Source organism: Planomonospora sp. ID91781 (assembly GCF_015711595.1).
In the GTDB taxonomy this organism is placed as follows: domain Bacteria; phylum Actinomycetota; class Actinomycetes; order Streptosporangiales; family Streptosporangiaceae; genus Planomonospora; species Planomonospora parontospora.
Genome location: NZ_JABTEY010000001.1, coordinates 767,695 through 782,923, shown reverse-complemented (window position 1 = coordinate 782,923; position 15,229 = coordinate 767,695). Strand labels below are relative to the sequence as shown.

The window sequence follows — 15,229 nt, the reverse complement described above, 5'->3', positions numbered from 1 at the left end:
GGATGCGAACCGTACGGTGCCGTATGGAATCGTCTCGAGTGGCGACCCGGCGGGGCCGGCCGGGCCGGAGCCCTTCGGAGGGCCCGGATCCGGCCGCCCCGCCCCCTACTCTCCGATCGGGAGCGACCATGCCGCACGCCGTCGAATGGCCGGAGCTCCGCGCCCTCACCCAGGACGCGGACCACGTGGACGTCAAGACAGTCGAGGGGGGCGTCACCCTCAGGGAGTTCCTGGCCGGGCTCATCTCCTACGAGCCGGGCTGGATGCGCTTCCTCTACCGCGTCCGGGCGGGGTTCGTGCGCCTGCTCGGCATGCGCCAGGGCGAGCTGCCCTCGGCCGCGGGCACGCGTCCGCAGGACGTCCCGTTCACTCCCGGAGAGAAGCTGGCCTTCTTCACCGTCACCGAGGCCGAGGAGGGGCGCTACTTCGTGGCGGGCACCACGGAGTCGCACCTGAGCGCGTGGATCGCGGTGGTGGCCGAGCCCGGCCGCTTCCACGTCGTGACCGTCGTGAAGTACCACCGCTGGACCGGGCCGGTCTACTTCAACGTCATCCGCCCCTTCCACCACCTGGTGGTCGCGGGCATGGCCAGGGCGGGGGTCGCAGCGGGGGCCGGGACGGCGCACCCGTAGCCGCGAGGCCGTCCGAGGATCCGCCGGGCGTCAGGGGCAGGTCTCGTCGAGGACGACGGTCTCCTGCGGCGTGGGTGTGGGCGTCGGTGAGGGCGTCGCCGTCGCCGTCGAGCCGGGTTCCGGCGCCGGGCCCGGCCCGGATTCCGGGTCCGCCGGTGTCGCCGGTGTGCGCGCCGGCGGAGCGGGGGCGGGGGCCTGCCGCGGCGCGGGGCGGGGTGCGGCGGTGGCGGCCGGGGACAGGGCCGCGGCGGCCTTCCGCCTGATCAGGGCGTAGTCGGGTGCGACGGGGTCGATCACCGGCGGGACGAATTGCAGGCTCCTGATCCGGGTCCCCTTCACCTTCTCGGCCAGGTCGACCAGGTGGGGCAGGAGCGCCCGGGGGATGTCGGTGGACACCGTGTCCAGCGCGGCGTCCGCGATCTCCTCGAAGCCGCCGATGACCGTCACCGGGTCGGCCTGCTTGGCCACGGCGTTCAGCAGGCACTTCTGCCGGCTCATCCGGACGTAGTCGCTGGTGTGGGTGCGGGAGCGGCCGTACCAGAGCGCCTCCTCGCCGGACAGGACGCGGGTGCCCGGCTGGACGACGCCCTCGTTCCGCCTGCCGTACACGATGGGCTCGGGCACGGTGAGCCGCACACCACCCATCGCGTCGATCATCTTGGCGAAGCCCCGCATGTCGACCATCGCGTAGTAGGGCAGGTCCAGGCCGAGGACGTCGCCGACCGCCCGCTTCAGCAGGGTGGGACCGCGCTCGCCGTCGGGGGTGCCGGGGACCGTCTCGGGGTGGTCCTCGGCGTACTGCCAGATCTCGTTCAGGATCCCCGGCGTGTGCGGCGGTTCGCCCGCGAAGCCGTGCGGGAAACGGTCGCGGGCCGGGCCGGCCGGCATGGGGACGTGCCCCAGGTTGCGGGGCAGGCCGAGCAGGACCGTGTCGCCGGTGCGGGTGTCGACGCTCGCCACGGTCACGCTGTCGGTGCGCACGCCGTACCGGCCGGTGGCGGCGTCCGCGCCGACCAGCAGGACGTTGAGCCGCTCCCGGCCCTGCCACGGGTCGGCCGGCACGGGGGTGGGACCGGCCGCGAACAGCGTGGTCATCACGTGCTGGGAGACGTGCGCGAGCCGGGCGGCGTACATCGCGGGGAGCATCACCAGCACGCACAGCAGGCCCACGGCGAAGGCGGACAGGCGGCGGCCGGCACGGCCGAGGCCCTCCGGCCGGAGGAGCCGGTAGGACCGGATGACCACGGCCACGGTGACGGTCCCCAGCAGCAGCGCCACCGCCCCGAAGGCCTGCAGCCAGCCGGGGCGCACGGCCAGGGTCAGCAGGAAGGACTCGGCGGTGAGGAACGCGGTCGCGGCCGCGGTGATCACGGTCAGGGAGGAGACCATGAGCAGGACGCCCGTCCTGCGCCGTCCGGCCCGCAGGTGGGCCAGGCCCCACAGCACCGCCGAGCCGAGCGTGAACGCCAGGCTCGATCCGATGCCGGGACGGCGCCTGTGACCTGCCATCTCTTCACTATTCCCCGTGCGTCTCCGAGGCTGCCGCAGGTTAGTGCCGGATATCGGCTTATTAGCCCATGTATTGGGTCATGTCACGATCGATCCGGCTGGGGATACCGCCCCCGCCGGGCTCACCAGTCCGCGGCGCCCGCGAACGACGTGGGCGCCGGACGGTAGCCGAGCACCTCGCGGGCGGCGGTGATGTCCAGCGTGCGTTCGACGGCCAGATGGCCGACGGCGTACCGGGTCAGGCGGGGCGGCCTCGTCCGCCCGAGCAACCGGGCGGCCGTCTCGGCGACGGCGGCGACGGGCTCGGCGAGCCGGAGCGGCAGGTAGTACGGCTCCGCGGCGACGCCCCGCTCCCGCAGGATCGCGCGCAGCGCGTCGTCCAGGACGACCGGCTCGGCGTCGGTGACGTTGAGGACACCGCAGGTGCCGCGCCGTACGGCCTCGGCCGCGAGCAGGCAGGCCCGGGCCAGGTTCCCCACCGAGGTGAGGCTGACCCGCTGCCGCCCGTCGCCCACGGCGACCAGCCGCCGGCCCCGGACCGCGCCGAGCACGCGGGGGAGCAGCGTCGTGTCCCCGGGACCGTAGACGGCGTGCGGGCGCAGGACGATCGTCCGGCCCGGGGCCGCCTCCGCCGCGACCCGCTCCGCGGCGGCCTTGGACGCGCCGTAGGCGTTGACGTACCGTGCGACCGGAGCCTCGTCCTCGCGCGCCATCACGGTCGGCCGGAACGGGTCGTAGACGCTCGCCGTGCTCACGTGCACGAACCCGGCCCGGGGGAACGCCTCCGCCGCGCTCCGCGTCCCGGCCACGTTGGCCGCCCAGATCTCCGCCGGCGGCCCCCAGTCCGTGACGCCGCCCGCGCAGTGGACCACCGCGTCCACCTCCGGCAGCGCGGGCCGCGGTCCCCGCCCGCCGAGCAGGTCCCACGCCAGGTACGGCGCGCCGCCCACGTGGGCGGGCTGCACCGCGGGCCGCCGCCCGAAGGCGTGCACCTCCCAGCCCTCGGCTCGGGCCGCCCGGCACACCGCGCCGCCCGCGAACCCCGACGCGCCCGTCACCGCGATCCTCATCGCCGGACCCCGTCCCTTCCGGCCGCCGATGCCTGCCCCGCCGGGCCGTTCACCCGGCCGCTCGTCCGGCCGCCGACCGCGGCGCTCACCGGGCCACCAGGGCGCGGAGCGCGGCGCGGTCGAGCTTGTCGGCGCGGCCGGAGCGGGGGAAGGCGCCGAGTGCGACGATCCGGTCGGGGAGGGCGCCGGCGTCCACCAGGTCCGGCAGGGCCCCGCGCAGCCGCGCCTCGTCGTAGCCGGACGCGGGGACGACGGCGAGCACGACCTCCTCGTCACCGGTCTCCGGGTCGGCCAGGCCGACGATGGCGGCCTCGGCGACGCCGGGCAGCGCCGTGATCGCGGGCTCGTAGAGGCCGGGGTAGATGTTGAACCCGTCGCGCAGGATCATGTCCTTCTTCCGGCCGAGCAGGATCAGGCGGCCGCCGGAGATCCGGACCAGGTCACCGGTGGCGACCTCGCGCAGCGGCTCCCCGCCCAGGTAGCGGCCGGCCAGGTGCGGCCCGGAGACCAGCAGCTCGCCGTCCTCGGCCAGACGTGCCCCCACCCCCGGCAGGGGAGCTCCGAGCAGGTCGCCCTCGGCGCCCGACCCGGTGTGGGCGAGCTTCTCCTCCGCCGAGGCGATCGAGACGGGCAGGGCCTCGGTCATCGCGTAGACCGACAGCACCTCCGGACCGGCGGCGACCGCCCGGCGGAGCACCCCGGCCGGCGCGGGGGCGGAGCCGAGCAGCAGGTGGCGGAGCGTCTTCGGCAGCCGGGGCGTCTCGCGGAGCAGCCGGCCCAGGCGGACCGGGACGGCGAAGGCGTGGGTGGCCCTCCGCTCCGCCAGCTCCGCCGCGAGGGGTCCCCTGCCCGGCAGCGACCAGGTGGCCCCGGCCATCAGCGCGGGCAGCCCCAGCATCAGCTGGTCGGTGTGCACGACGTCGCCCGGCCCGAGCGGGAAGGCGCCGCGGAACATCTCCAGCCCCGCCGCGAGCGACCCCCGCGTGTGCACCACCCCGCGCGGGCTGGCCGTGGTCCCCGAAGTGAAGATCACCGCGGCGGGCTGCTCCGCCCGGGACGGCCGCGGTCCGGGACTCCCGGGACCCTCCGGCGGCTCCGGCAGGCGGCTCAGCCGCAGCGCGCCGCGCGGCACCCCGGGCAGCCAGGGCCCGGCGTACAGGTGGCGGACCGGATGGCCGGGAAGGGGGTCGCGCAGGTCGGGCAGGAGCAGGCCGCGGCGGCGGGCCAGGGACCTGAGCGGCCCGCTCAGGGTGTGCAGCAGCGACTCGGTCACCACCCACCTGGGCCGGGTGGCGGCCATCCGGGCGGCCAGCACCCCGGGGGCCAGGCCCGGATCGGCCAGTACGAGCGTCCCGCCCGCCGCCACCGCGCCCAGCGCCGTCACCACCGCGTCCACGCCGGGCCGTACCGCGAACAGCACCCCGTCCCCCGGCTCCAGCCCGTCCATGGCGGCCCGGACCGTGTCCACCCGGCGGGCCAGCGCGCCGTAGGCGATCTCCCGGCCGCGGCCGTCGACGAGCGCGGTCCGGTACGGCTCCCGCCCGGCGGCGGCCATGATCCCGGTGACGATGTCGTTCATGCGGCGGCGGTCCAGGGGGTGGAAGGGATCCCGGCGGTGCCCGCGGGACGGCGGTCCGGCGGGTTCGGGCGGTCCGGAGAGGTGGGGGCGTTCATGCGGCGGTGATCCACAGGTGCTCGTAGGTGGGGATGAGGACCCCTCTGGCGGCGCGCCGCCCGGTGACGCGGACGCCGCGGGACAGCACCGTCGAGGCCACCGCGCGGATCTCGGCCAGGGCCAGCGGGTAGCCGATGCAGAAGTGCGGGCCCGCGCCGAACCAGAGGCGGCGCAGCTCGGGAGGGTGCGGGCGGGACGGGTCGAAGGGGCCGTGGGCGCGGGCGCAGTTGTGGGTGACGATCAGAACCCGGTCGCCGGGCCGTACCGCGACCCCGCCGACCCGCGCGGGCTCGGAGACCGAGCGGAGCATCAGCGGGGTGGGGGTGGTGACCCGCATGGCCTCGTCGATCACCCGGTCCAGGTCCTCCAGACCGTTCACGGCCGCGCCGGTTCCGGGACCGGTCCCGGTGCTGAAGCCGGAACCGGAACCGGTCGCGGGAGCGATGTCGGCTCCGGTCCCGGAACCGGGGCGCGCACCGGTCCGGAGGGCGGGGCCGAGGTCGAGGCCGTGGTCGGAGACCAGCGCGACCAGGCGGGGCACGAAGGTGGCGACGGTCTCGGTCCCGGTCAGGAAGAACGCCCCGGCCGCGCCTCGTGCTTCGGCCGCGGACAGTCCCGACTCCCGCATCCGGCCCATCACCGTGGACGGGTCCCCCGCCTCGTAGGCGATCTGGGCGATGTCCCCGATCCGGTCCAGGACCTGCCGGGCGACCGCGACCTGCCGGTCCGACAACCGCCGGGAGCGCAGCGAGACCATCGAGACGACCCGCTCCCCCTCGGTGAACAGCTCCCTGGCCCGTGCCTCGACGACCGCGGCCGAGCCGGGACGTGAGCCGGGGTCCGAGCCGAGGCCTGTTCCGGGGGCCGAGCCGAGGCCTGTTCCGGGGGCCGGGCCGGGACGTGAACCGGGACCCGGGCCGAGGTCCAGGCCGATGATCCGGCAGATGACGGCTCCGGCCATCACCCGCATGGCGTCCACCAGGTCGACGGTCTCGCCGCGCGCCAGGCGCGCGTCCAGCGCCGCGAGCGGCTCGCGCAGCACGTCGTCCACCAGGCCCGCGACGTAGGCCGGGGTGAACAGCGGCATCAGCTTCCTGCGCAGCGCCAGGTGGTCCGGGCCCTCCATGTTGAGCAGCACGGACGGCCCCAGCACCGGCGTCCACAGGTCCCCCGGCGAACCGGGGCCGTCCTTGCGGAAGCGCTCGTCGGTCAGCACGGCGCGCGCCACGGAGGCGTCGTTGACCACCACGCCCAGCCCCGGCACCCGGACCACCGGGCCGAGCCGGGCCAGCAGGCGCATCAGGGGGTAGGCGAACGGGTGAGCGGCCAGGTAGAGGCGCGTCTCGTGGTCCATCAGCCGGTCCGTCAGCCGGTTCACGCTCCGGTCCGTCAGCCGGTTCACGCTCCGGATCACCGGATGTCGACCACGTCGGGCCGGTAGCGGTGGTCGGCGTACCAGGCCAGCGTGCCGGCCAGGCCGTAGGCCCGCAGCCGCCGGACCGAGCCGTACACCACGACGTCGCGGCGGGAGCCGTACGCGGCGGTGACCTTGCGGACCCGGTTGACCAGGGCGCGGTCCTCGTGGACCTCCTCGATCGCGGTCCGCGGGAAGCCGCCCGCACGCTCGTAGAGATCGGCGGTGATCGCGAGGTTGCAGCCGGGCATCATCACGTACGGCCCCTTGTGCAGCGGGTCCCGGTTGCCCGGCCGGAACCGGCCGAACGCCGCCGCCACGTCGATCACGAACGGGATGAGCCGCCGCTCCCAGAACCTCAGCGGGAACTCGTCGGTCCGGGGCACGAGCCGCCCGCCGACCATCTCCAGGCCGTCGCCGAACGCGCGGCGGATGTTCCGTACCCAGTCGGCACGGGGCAGGCAGTCGGCGTCGGTGCGGGCGACGTGGGTCGCCCCGTGCGCGACGGCGTACCGCACGCCGGTGTCGGAGGCCGCGCCGGTGCCCTTCCGGGGTTCGTGGATCACCTGGACGCCGTGCCGCCGGACGACCTCGGCGGTGCCGTCGGTGCTCGCGTTGTCCACCACGAGCAGCGTGAAGCCGCGGTCGTCCTGCGCCGCCAGCGCGCGCAGCGTCGCCTCGATGCCGGCGGCCTCGTTGTACGCCGGGACTATCACCCACAGGTCCATCACATCTCCGCCAGCATCACGCCCATGCTGATCCCGCCGCCCAGGCCCAGCAGCGCCACCCGGTCACCGGGCTCCCAGGAGCCCAGCGCGAGCTGGAGCGGGAGCGTGGCAGAGGCGCAGTTGCCGTGGTCGGGCAGGCTGACGACCAGCCGGTCCTCGGGGATGTCCAGCACCTCGGCCAGGAAGCGCAGGTACGGCATCGCGACCTGGTGGACCGCCACGACGGCGAAGTCGTCCCAGGTCAGGCCGGTCCGCTTGAGCGCGTTGAGGAAGATGTCGGGACCGATGCGCTCGAAGGCCTCCTTCAGCCGCCGCCCGTCGCCCTGGAAGTAGGAGTACTCGGGGTCGCGGGGGTGGACCGAACCGCCGCCGGGCAGGGTGCCGACCGCCCACGCGGCGGAGTCGGCGGAGAAGTCGCGGTGGAAGATGCCGCGTTCGGGGTCCGCCTCGACGAGCACGGCCGCCCCGCTGTCGGAGAGCGTGTACCCGGCGAAGGAGTCCACGAACTGCGCCCGGTCCCGGACCCGCCACCGGATCGCCCGCGACGGGGTCTCGCCGGAGCAGACCAGGACCTTGCGGTGCGCCCCGGACAGGATCAGCGCCTCGGCCACCTGGATGCCGTTGAGCATGCTGTTGCAGGCGTTCTTGACGTCGAACACCGGGCACGACAGGCCCAGCTTGGCCGCCACGATGTGCGCGGTGGCGGGCTCGACCATGTCCTGCGAGGCGGAAGCGAAGATCATCAGATCGGCGTCGGCGTAGACGGCACGACCCCTCCCGGCGGCCTCGGCGGCCCCGGCTGCTCCGGCCGGCCGGAAGGACCCGCTCACCCCGGCCCCGGCTGCTCCGGCCGGCCGGAAGGACCCGCTCACCCCGGCTCCGGCGGCTCCGGCGGACCGGAAGGATCCGTCCGCCCCGGCTCCGGCGGGCTGGAAGGACCCGCCCGCTCCGGGCGGGGCGAGTCCGCGTACGGCCTCCACCGCCAGGTCGGACGCCTGCTGGTCCTCGCGGGCCACGTGCCGCAGCCGGATCCCCGTCATGCGCTCGACGATCCCCCGGTGGGGGGCGTATCCCTCGATCCGGCGCTCCACGTCCGAGCTGCTCAGCGTCCGTTCGGGCAGATACGTCGCGACGCCCGTGATACGGGCCTTCATCGCGCCCCCTAATCGGTCAGGTCTCCCGGTGCCTGCGCAATGTATAACCCGAAATGGCATTTCTCCTAGTCAGGGGGAGTGACGGGGCCAGGCGTGAGGAAGGTCTCATGGCCGGGGAGGAGGGGAACCGGCCTGCGGTTGAAGCTCCCTCGACCCGGGAATGCGGCGTCGCCGGTCCGCTGGTCTTCGCCGGCCTGGTGGAGAGCGGCAGGCCCGGGGACACCGCGCCGGCCTTCTCCACCGGTGCGGTCCTGATGATCGCGGCCGGGCTGGTGGAGGCGTTCCTCGGGGTCAAGGCCGAGCGCAAGGGCTTGGAGGACATCGCCGAACCGCTCAGCGCGGCTCCGCGGACGGGGGGTTGATACGATACCGATTATCATTTGAGCAGCTGTTCAGGAGTCCGCCCATGGAAGCCGTCGCCGGACTGGACGCGTGCACGACAGTGGAGCCGGACGAGGCCAGGGTCGCGGCGACCCGGGACCGGCTGGTCACCGCGGAGGAGGCCGTACGGCTGGCAGAGCTGTTCCGGTTGCTCGGCGACCCGACCAGGGCGCAGCTCCTCTACGCGCTCCTGGAGGCCGGCGAACTGTGCGTCTGCGACCTCACCGAGACCGTCGAGGTCAGCGACACGGCCGTCTCCCACGCCCTGCGGCTGCTGCGCACCGCGGGCATCGTGGTCGGCCGCCGATCCGGCCGGATGATCTACTACCGCCTCGCCGACGCCCACGTGCGCATGCTCCTCGACCTCAGCCGCGAGCACCTGCGCCACGGCTGACCCCGCCCGCCGTCCCCGTCAGGCGCTCGCGCAGGAGTCGTGCGTGGCGTCGAAGCCCTTGATGCCGTCGACGCCGTCCGGGCGCAGCTCCCTGACCCCCCGCCAGTCGTCGCCGATCACCAGGACCAGCCTGCCCGTCGTCCCGGCGGGGACGAGCCGTCCGGCGGAGACCAGCAGGTCGCGGCTGAGGACCGGCGCCTTCGTCGCACTCCGCGGCGAGTAGACGACCGTGGTCCGGGGGCGCGGCTTGCGCGCTGTGTCCCCGATCCGGGAGACGTGGTAACCCCGCTCCTCCAGCCGGGCCGCGACCAGCGTGCCCAGACCGGAGCGCCAGGTCCCGTTGCGCACCTCGACGTCGATCTGCTCGCGCGGCACCCTGGTCTGCCCTCCCCTGACCCCCGATCCGGTGAGCGGCCGATCGTGCGCGACGATACGGAACAGCTTTGTGCTCAGCGGCTCGACCCACTCCACCTTTCCCGGGTGGACGAGCGAGTAGCGCCACGGCGTCGTGACGAAGCGGATCCGCCCCGCGGCCAGGCCCCTGGCGCTGAGCGCGAGGTCCTTCATCACGGCGGGGGTGAGGCCGGGGTCGGTGGTGACCGACCGGGTGGCCGCGTCGAGGAAACCGAAGAGCCGGGCGGGGTCGGTGAGCGTCTCGCCGCTCATCACCTTCTTCAGCATCGAGGCGATGAACATCTGCTGCCGCTGGATGCGCCCGATGTCCGAGCCGTCGCCCAGGCTGTAGCGGGCGCGGACGTAGCCGAGGGCCTGCTCGCCCCGGAGCGTCTGCCGTCCGGCGTCGAGGGTGAGCAGGGCCTTGGTGTCGTTGACCGGCTCGGGCACGCAGACCTCGACCCCGCCGACCGCGTCGACCATGTCCTTGAACCCGGTGAAGTCGACCTTCACGAAGTGGTCGACGCGGATGCCGGTGAGCGTCTCGACCGTCTTCCAGGTGCAGGCGATGCCGCCGTAGTTGAACGACTCGTTGATCATCCCCACGTGGGGGTGCTGGCCGGGCAGCCCGTGCCGGGCCCGGCAGGCGGGGAGCGGGACCATCGAGTCGCGCGGGAAGCTGACGATCACCGCGTTGTCCCGCTTCGGCGAGATGTGCGCGAGCATGATCGTGTCGGTCCGCTCCCCGGGGAACCGCCCGTACTTCGCGTTCCTGCCGTCGCGCTGGTCGGAACCGACGATCAGGACGTTCACCGCCTTGGTCGCGGCCTTCACCGGGCGCGGCCCGAGGTCCTCCGTGCCGACCTCGACGTGCCGGACGTTCCCCGACAGCCTCACGTACGCGCCGACCACCGTCGCGCTCACACCGACCGTGACGGTCGTCACCGACGCCACCAGCCACCACACCCACCGGCGCCGCCGCCGGGGCTTCACCGGGTCCGCGGGCCTCGGAGGCGCGTCGGTCGATCCACTGCTCACCAGTTGTCTCCAGCGTGGAGGAACCGGCCCGCGGGCCGGATTCCTGACGTGACTCCGGAAGGGGACGGACCGGGGGCGTACGCCCCCGGCGGAGGAGCCGTGCTCCGGCTGCCGCCGAGTCTACTGAGCGCTCCGCGGAGTTCCGGGAAACTCCGGTGCGCCTCGCTGACGTGGCGTGATGGCGGAACGCGGCTCCTGTTACGATCCGCCGATGGTTATCCGAGATGGTGGCCCCGATGACGTTCGGGCCGTTCTGGGGATGTTCGACAGCGCGGTGGCGTGGCTGACGGCGCAGGGCCGTACCGGTCAGTGGGGCAGCGAGCCGTTCTCCACCGATCCCGCCCGCGTGGCGCGGGTGGAGGAGTGGGCGGCGGCCGGCGGGATGCGCATCGCCGAGGTCGACGGCGAGCCGGCCGGCTGCCTCGTCGTCGGACCGGCGATGCCCTACGTCACGCCCGCCCCCGAACCCGAGGTCTACGTCCGGGTCCTGGTCGTCGACCGGCGCTTCCCCGGCCGGGGGATCGGCGCGGCGCTGCTGGAGCGGGCCCGCGCCGAGGCGGCCGAGCAGGGGATCTCGCTGGTCCGGGTGGACTGCTACGCCGGTGACGACGGCCGCCTGGTGAAGTACTACGAGAGCCAGGGCTTCACCAGGACGGAACCGTTCACCGTGGGAGAGTGGCCGGGCCAGCTCCTGGAGATGCGGCTCTGACGGCCGCCCCGTCCCCGGAGCGGCCCGGACGGGCGGCGAGCCCGCCGTACCGCCCCGGCCGGCCGGTCCGGTACGGCCGTCAGCCGTCGGCCTTCATCGGGTAGATGCGCACCCAGTCGACCTCCATCCAGGCCTCCCCGTTGCTGCCCTCGCCGGGGAACCAGTCGAGCTGCAGGCAGAGGGACATCGGGCTGCGGGTGGAGTGGGACGAGCGGAACCACTCGCGCCCGTCGAGGTAGCCGACGACCCCGGCGGGGCTGTTCTCCACGGCGTAGGTGTGCCAGGTGGTCATGTCCACGTCGGCGTAGCCCAGCTCGTGGCCGCCCTTGGGGGTCTCCAGGAAGAAGTCCGCCCGCTGCCGGTGGGGGTCGTTGTAGACCCCCATGAAGTCGATCTCCTCGCGGGTGGCGCTGTACTCGCCCCCGCCCCCGCCGTTCGGCCAGAGCAGGGCCATCGGCCGGTAGGCGCCCGCGCCACGGTACAGGCGGATGCGGGTCTCCCACCGGCCGTACGACTGGGCGTGGCGGGCGCCGAGGCCCGCCGTGGTCCCGTCCGCCAGGCCGTGCAGGTAGAGCGCGCCGTTGCCCAGGTAGAGCTCCTTGGAGGTGCGGCGGCCCTTGCCCGCGTGCCCGGGGGTGTCGTAGAAGACCCAGTCGGACGAGTCCAGGTACTCGTCCTCGAACTCGGCGCACCAGACCGGCGCCCCCCAGCCGCGCGCCTTGGCGGCGCTGGAACCGTCGGGGGCGGCGGGGCAGGCGGACGAGGCCTCGGCGGGCGCGGCGCCGAGGGCGGTGCCCAGGGCCAGCATCGTCACCATGCTGAGAACGGCTGTCCGGGCGCGGGAACGGAGGATCATGGATTGCTCTCCTGGAATCTGGCGCAGAGCGTGGGTGGGCTGAAGGCCCAGCAACCAACCTGAGCGGGGGCCGAACGGCCCTTGGCAGACGGGTCCGCCGTCGAGGCCGCGGGGAGTGCGAAGACCCACCGAGGCGTCGCCGACGTCTGCTGCCCATCATGCTCCGCCGCAGGTGAGCTGTCAGGAGAATCGGTGGTACGGCCGTGCCAGGGAGCGAGATTCCAGCAGGTGGCGGCGGTGCCGGAGGGCGGGCAGAGCTCCTGGAACGATGGCAGGGGAAGCGGTACGACGTCCGGTGCGGCCGGGGGTCCGGACGGCTGCGGCAGCGGGGAGCGGACCGGGAGCGGCTCCTCCGACGAGACCTCGGCGGCCTCCGGAGCGGGCGGGACGGTTCTCCGCGAAGGGGCCGGGTCCGGCGCGGGCCGCCGCGTGGCGGCGGGCCTCGGGGTGGTCGTCCGTGGTCTCTCCGAGGAGCCGGGGTGCGGAGCGGGCCGTCGTGTGCCGTCGGGTGAGGGCTTGGCGATGGTCGCGTCCGGTACGGGCTCCTGCGTCCCCTTCTGCGGTTCCTTGGCCGGTTGCTCGTCGGGGTTCTTCTGCGGGCCCTCGTCCGGTTGTTTGCCCGGTTCCTTGGCCGGTTGCTCGTCGGGGTTCTTCTGCGGACCTTCGTCCGGTTGTTTGCCCGGTTCCTTGGCCGACTGCTTGCTCGGCTGCCCGTCGGGGTTCTGCTGCGCGCCGCCCGACCGCTCGTCCGGCTTCTCAGGGGCGTCGCCGGGGGGTGCGGTGCGCTGCGGGTCCGGCGTGCCGGTGGGACCGGAGGATTTCGCCGGGGGCGGAGTGTCGTCCGCCGGTTTCCGGGCCGGGCTCCGGGAGGGCTCGGCCCTCTGCTGCTTCAGGTTCTCCGGCATCGCCGTCCTGCCTCGGGCGGCGCCGGGGCCGCGCTTCGCGGCCGAGGGCGCGTCGGCGGTGGGGGCGGGCGCCGGATCATCCTCGTCCGGAACGGGATCGTCCTCGGCCTCCTGCTCGGACGGCGGCACGCTCTCGCGCTCCGGAGCCTGTTCCCGATCGGGCTGCGAGCTCTGCTCGGGCCGTTCCCCGGGAGCGGGACCGTCCTCTTCCGGCGCGGATTCCTCTTCGGGAGCGGATTCCTCTTCCGGAGCGGGTCCGTCCTCTTCCGGAGCGGGTCCGTCCTCTTCGGGAACGGGTCCGTCCTCGGACTCCGGAGCCGCCGGAGGCTCGGGGTCCACCGGGATCGGCTGCGGGTCGTCCTGGGCGGTCGGCGCCGGCCCGGGGGCCGCCGCGGCGACCCAGGGCTGGGCGGTGAGGGCGCCGGCCGCCGCGGACACTCCCGCGAGGAGGAGTCCGGAGACGAGGGTGAGGCGCCGGGAGGAGCTACGTGGGGACATGAGGGCTCTTCCTCGATCTGTCGCGGTATATGAGTCGGACCGGTCACGGGGCCGGGCCGGTTACGAGATGGGACCGGTGGGGGCGGGGCCCTGTCACCGGGGCCCTGTCACCGGGGCCCGGTCAACGGGTGGGGGCGGTGACGGCCTTCCAGCCGGCCGCGGTGAACTCGGAGGTGCCGGGGAGGGCGACCTGGGGCACGACCGTGGGCAGCGGATCGGGTGTGTTGACCCAGTCCCCCGCCCCGGCGCGGACGGTGGGATGCCAGACCATGAGCACGCTCATGGCGACGGGGCTGGAGTACGCCGGTCCGTCGTCCTCGGCGCCCTTGGTGGCGGTCACCCGCACCAGGAGGGAGACCTGCACCTGGTCCTCCGCCCGCTTGTGCCACTGCACGCCGATCGTCTCCGTCCGCAGGGCCGCCCCCTCGGGCAGCTTCCCGTCCGCGGGCAGCCCGATGGTCTCCCGCCAGCCGCGGGCGGTGGCCGCCGCGGCCTTGCGCGCCTCGTCCTGCTGCTCCGGCGGGGCGTACAGGACCGCGGCCTGCTCGGCCTGGGCGGAGTCCAGCGTCCAGGCGGTCTCCAGCGCGGCCGCCGCCGCGGAGGCCGCGCCCAGTTCGGTGCGGGGGAACCCGACGGGATAGCCGGCGTCGCCCTGGTAGGCGGAGGGCGAGGCGAGGGTGACCGCGGCCGGGGCGGTGGCGGAGGGCGAGGCGGCGGCCGGCGGCGGAGCCGTACCGGACCGCAGGAGACGCCACCCCACGACCGCCGCCACGATCAGCCCGACGACTGCGAGGACCACGATGACCCTCCGCCGGGACGCGCGTCCCGGCGGGCCGAGGTCGACGTCGAGCACGGAGTCCTCGACGGCCGGCGGCACTAGTGGCTCCGGTCGGGGTGCAGGCTGAACGCCTGACCCGCCGCCGCGGCCAGCCGCAGGTAGGCGCCCCGGGTGGTGGGCCGCAGGCGGGCCAGGTCCACCTCCGCGCCCTCCTTGAGGTGAGGGTCGTAGGGGATGCGGATCACGGTGCGGCACCGGGTGTTGAAGTGGCGTTCCAGCAGGTCGAGGTCGACGTCGGTCTTCGGCTCCACCGCGTTCAGCACCACGATGGCGTTCCGTGCCAGGTCCGCGTGGCCGTGGGCGTTGAGCCAGTCCAGGGTCGCGGCGGCCGAGTTGGCCCCGTCCACCGCGACCAGGCTGACCAGCACGATCTGGTCGGCGAGGTCCAGGGTCGCGCCCATGGCCCCGTGGAGCAGTCCGGTCCCGCAGTCGGTGATGCAGATCGAGTAGTAGCGCTCGATCAGCCCGGCGACCGTGCGGTAGTCCTCGGCGTTGAACGCCTCGCTGACGGCCGGGTCGGTGTCGGAGGCGAGGACCTCCAGCCGCGCGGGGGACTGCGAGGTGAAGGCCCGGGCGTCGGCGTAGCGGAGGATGTGCGGCGCCTCGGCGAGCAGGGTGCGGATGGTCGCGGCGGTCTCCGACTTGACCTTGAGGCCGAGCGTGCCCCGGTCGGGGTTGGCGTCGATCGCGATCACCCGGTCGCCCCGCAGGGAAGCGAGGGTGTTGCCCAGGGCCGCGGTCGTCGTGGTCTTGCCGACCCCGCCCTTGAGGCTCATGACCGCGATCCGGTGGTGCCCCCGCGCGACCGGCGTCTGGGCCTGGGCGATCAGTGTGCGCCGCTCGATCTCCGCCGCGGACTCGGCTGGGATGATCTTCTTCGCGGAGAGCAGCCAGACGAGCCGCCGCCAGCCGCCGGAGGGCTCCGGCCGCCGGTTGGTGAGCAGGTGCTCCGCGGTGAGCGGGACCGACTCCAGCTGCGCGTCGGACGGGGTGGACGGGGTGGAATGGATCTGGGGGGAGGTCTCTGTCATCGTC

Annotated in this window: 15 protein-coding genes; 4 read left to right on the top strand and 11 right to left on the bottom strand. The window is 74.3% G+C overall.

Going from position 1 to position 15,229, the window contains the following annotated elements:
- The first annotated feature begins 128 nt into the window (after window positions 1–128).
- Window positions 129–632 (top strand): DUF2867 domain-containing protein, encoded by a 504-nt coding sequence (locus HS048_RS03595; protein WP_196466143.1) that lies wholly within the window; start codon window positions 129–131, stop codon window positions 630–632.
- A 30-nt stretch (window positions 633–662) separates the two neighbouring features.
- On the opposite strand, the gene HS048_RS03590 is transcribed toward HS048_RS03595, so the two are convergent.
- The 6 genes from HS048_RS03590 to HS048_RS36745 form a co-directional block, all read right to left on the bottom strand.
- Window positions 663–2,141, bottom strand: a complete 1,479-nt coding sequence (locus HS048_RS03590; RefSeq protein ID WP_196466142.1) for an LCP family protein — start codon at window positions 2,139–2,141, stop codon at window positions 663–665.
- A 122-nt stretch (window positions 2,142–2,263) separates the two neighbouring features.
- Window positions 2,264–3,211, bottom strand: a complete 948-nt coding sequence (locus HS048_RS03585; protein ID WP_068900442.1) for an NAD(P)-dependent oxidoreductase — start codon at window positions 3,209–3,211, stop codon at window positions 2,264–2,266.
- A gap of 85 nt (window positions 3,212–3,296) precedes the next feature.
- Window positions 3,297–4,790, bottom strand: coding sequence for a class I adenylate-forming enzyme family protein (locus tag HS048_RS03580; protein WP_196466141.1), 1,494 nt, complete (start codon window positions 4,788–4,790; stop codon window positions 3,297–3,299).
- Between the two features lie 91 nt (window positions 4,791–4,881).
- Window positions 4,882–6,240 (bottom strand): cytochrome P450, encoded by a 1,359-nt coding sequence (locus tag HS048_RS36750; protein ID WP_230881055.1) that lies wholly within the window; start codon window positions 6,238–6,240, stop codon window positions 4,882–4,884.
- 56 nt (window positions 6,241–6,296) lie between these two features.
- The gene (locus tag HS048_RS03560) at window positions 6,297–7,028 is read right to left on the bottom strand and encodes a glycosyltransferase family 2 protein (protein ID WP_068900447.1); all 732 of its coding nucleotides are present in this window, start codon (window positions 7,026–7,028) and stop codon (window positions 6,297–6,299) included.
- Window positions 7,028–8,182 carry a 3-oxoacyl-ACP synthase III family protein gene (locus tag HS048_RS36745; RefSeq protein ID WP_230880712.1) on the bottom strand — a complete coding sequence of 385 codons (1,155 nt, stop codon included), beginning with the start codon at window positions 8,180–8,182 and terminating at the stop codon, window positions 7,028–7,030. Before HS048_RS36745 ends, HS048_RS03560 begins: the two co-directional genes overlap by 1 nt.
- Window positions 8,183–8,289: 107 nt before the next feature.
- On the opposite strand from HS048_RS36745, the gene HS048_RS03550 reads away from it, so the two are divergent.
- Together HS048_RS03550 and HS048_RS03545 are read left to right on the top strand one after the other, a co-directional pair.
- The gene (locus tag HS048_RS03550) at window positions 8,290–8,544 is read left to right on the top strand and encodes a hypothetical protein (RefSeq protein ID WP_196466140.1); all 255 of its coding nucleotides are present in this window, start codon (window positions 8,290–8,292) and stop codon (window positions 8,542–8,544) included.
- A gap of 44 nt (window positions 8,545–8,588) precedes the next feature.
- The gene (locus tag HS048_RS03545) at window positions 8,589–8,957 is read left to right on the top strand and encodes a metalloregulator ArsR/SmtB family transcription factor (RefSeq protein WP_068900451.1); all 369 of its coding nucleotides are present in this window, start codon (window positions 8,589–8,591) and stop codon (window positions 8,955–8,957) included.
- 18 nt (window positions 8,958–8,975) lie between these two features.
- Here HS048_RS03545 and HS048_RS03540 read toward each other — a convergent pair whose 3' ends face one another.
- Window positions 8,976–10,388, bottom strand: a complete 1,413-nt coding sequence (locus tag HS048_RS03540) for an LCP family protein (protein ID WP_196466139.1) — start codon at window positions 10,386–10,388, stop codon at window positions 8,976–8,978.
- A gap of 259 nt (window positions 10,389–10,647) precedes the next feature.
- Here HS048_RS03540 and HS048_RS03535 point away from each other — a divergent pair, with 259 nt between their 5' ends.
- A complete protein-coding gene (locus tag HS048_RS03535; RefSeq protein WP_307832356.1) occupies window positions 10,648–11,097 on the top strand; it encodes a GNAT family N-acetyltransferase in 450 nt (149 codons plus the stop codon).
- Between the two features lie 79 nt (window positions 11,098–11,176).
- Here the strand turns inward: HS048_RS03535 and HS048_RS03530 are convergent, their stop codons facing one another.
- The 4 genes from HS048_RS03530 to HS048_RS03515 all read right to left on the bottom strand — a co-directional run bounded on the left by HS048_RS03530 (window position 11,177) and on the right by HS048_RS03515 (window position 15,225).
- Window positions 11,177–11,953, bottom strand: a complete 777-nt coding sequence (locus HS048_RS03530) for a glycoside hydrolase family 16 protein (RefSeq protein ID WP_084008711.1) — start codon at window positions 11,951–11,953, stop codon at window positions 11,177–11,179.
- Window positions 11,950–13,356, bottom strand: a complete 1,407-nt coding sequence (locus HS048_RS03525) for a hypothetical protein (protein ID WP_196466138.1) — start codon at window positions 13,354–13,356, stop codon at window positions 11,950–11,952. The genes HS048_RS03530 and HS048_RS03525 overlap by 4 nt, the downstream gene beginning before the upstream one ends.
- Window positions 13,357–13,477: 121 nt before the next feature.
- Window positions 13,478–14,233 carry a hypothetical protein gene (locus HS048_RS03520; protein WP_068900458.1) on the bottom strand — a complete coding sequence of 252 codons (756 nt, stop codon included), beginning with the start codon at window positions 14,231–14,233 and terminating at the stop codon, window positions 13,478–13,480.
- Window positions 14,233–15,225 carry a MinD/ParA family protein gene (locus tag HS048_RS03515; protein WP_068900460.1) on the bottom strand — a complete coding sequence of 331 codons (993 nt, stop codon included), beginning with the start codon at window positions 15,223–15,225 and terminating at the stop codon, window positions 14,233–14,235. The genes HS048_RS03520 and HS048_RS03515 overlap by 1 nt, the downstream gene beginning before the upstream one ends.
- Between the last annotated feature and the right edge of the window lie 4 nt (window positions 15,226–15,229).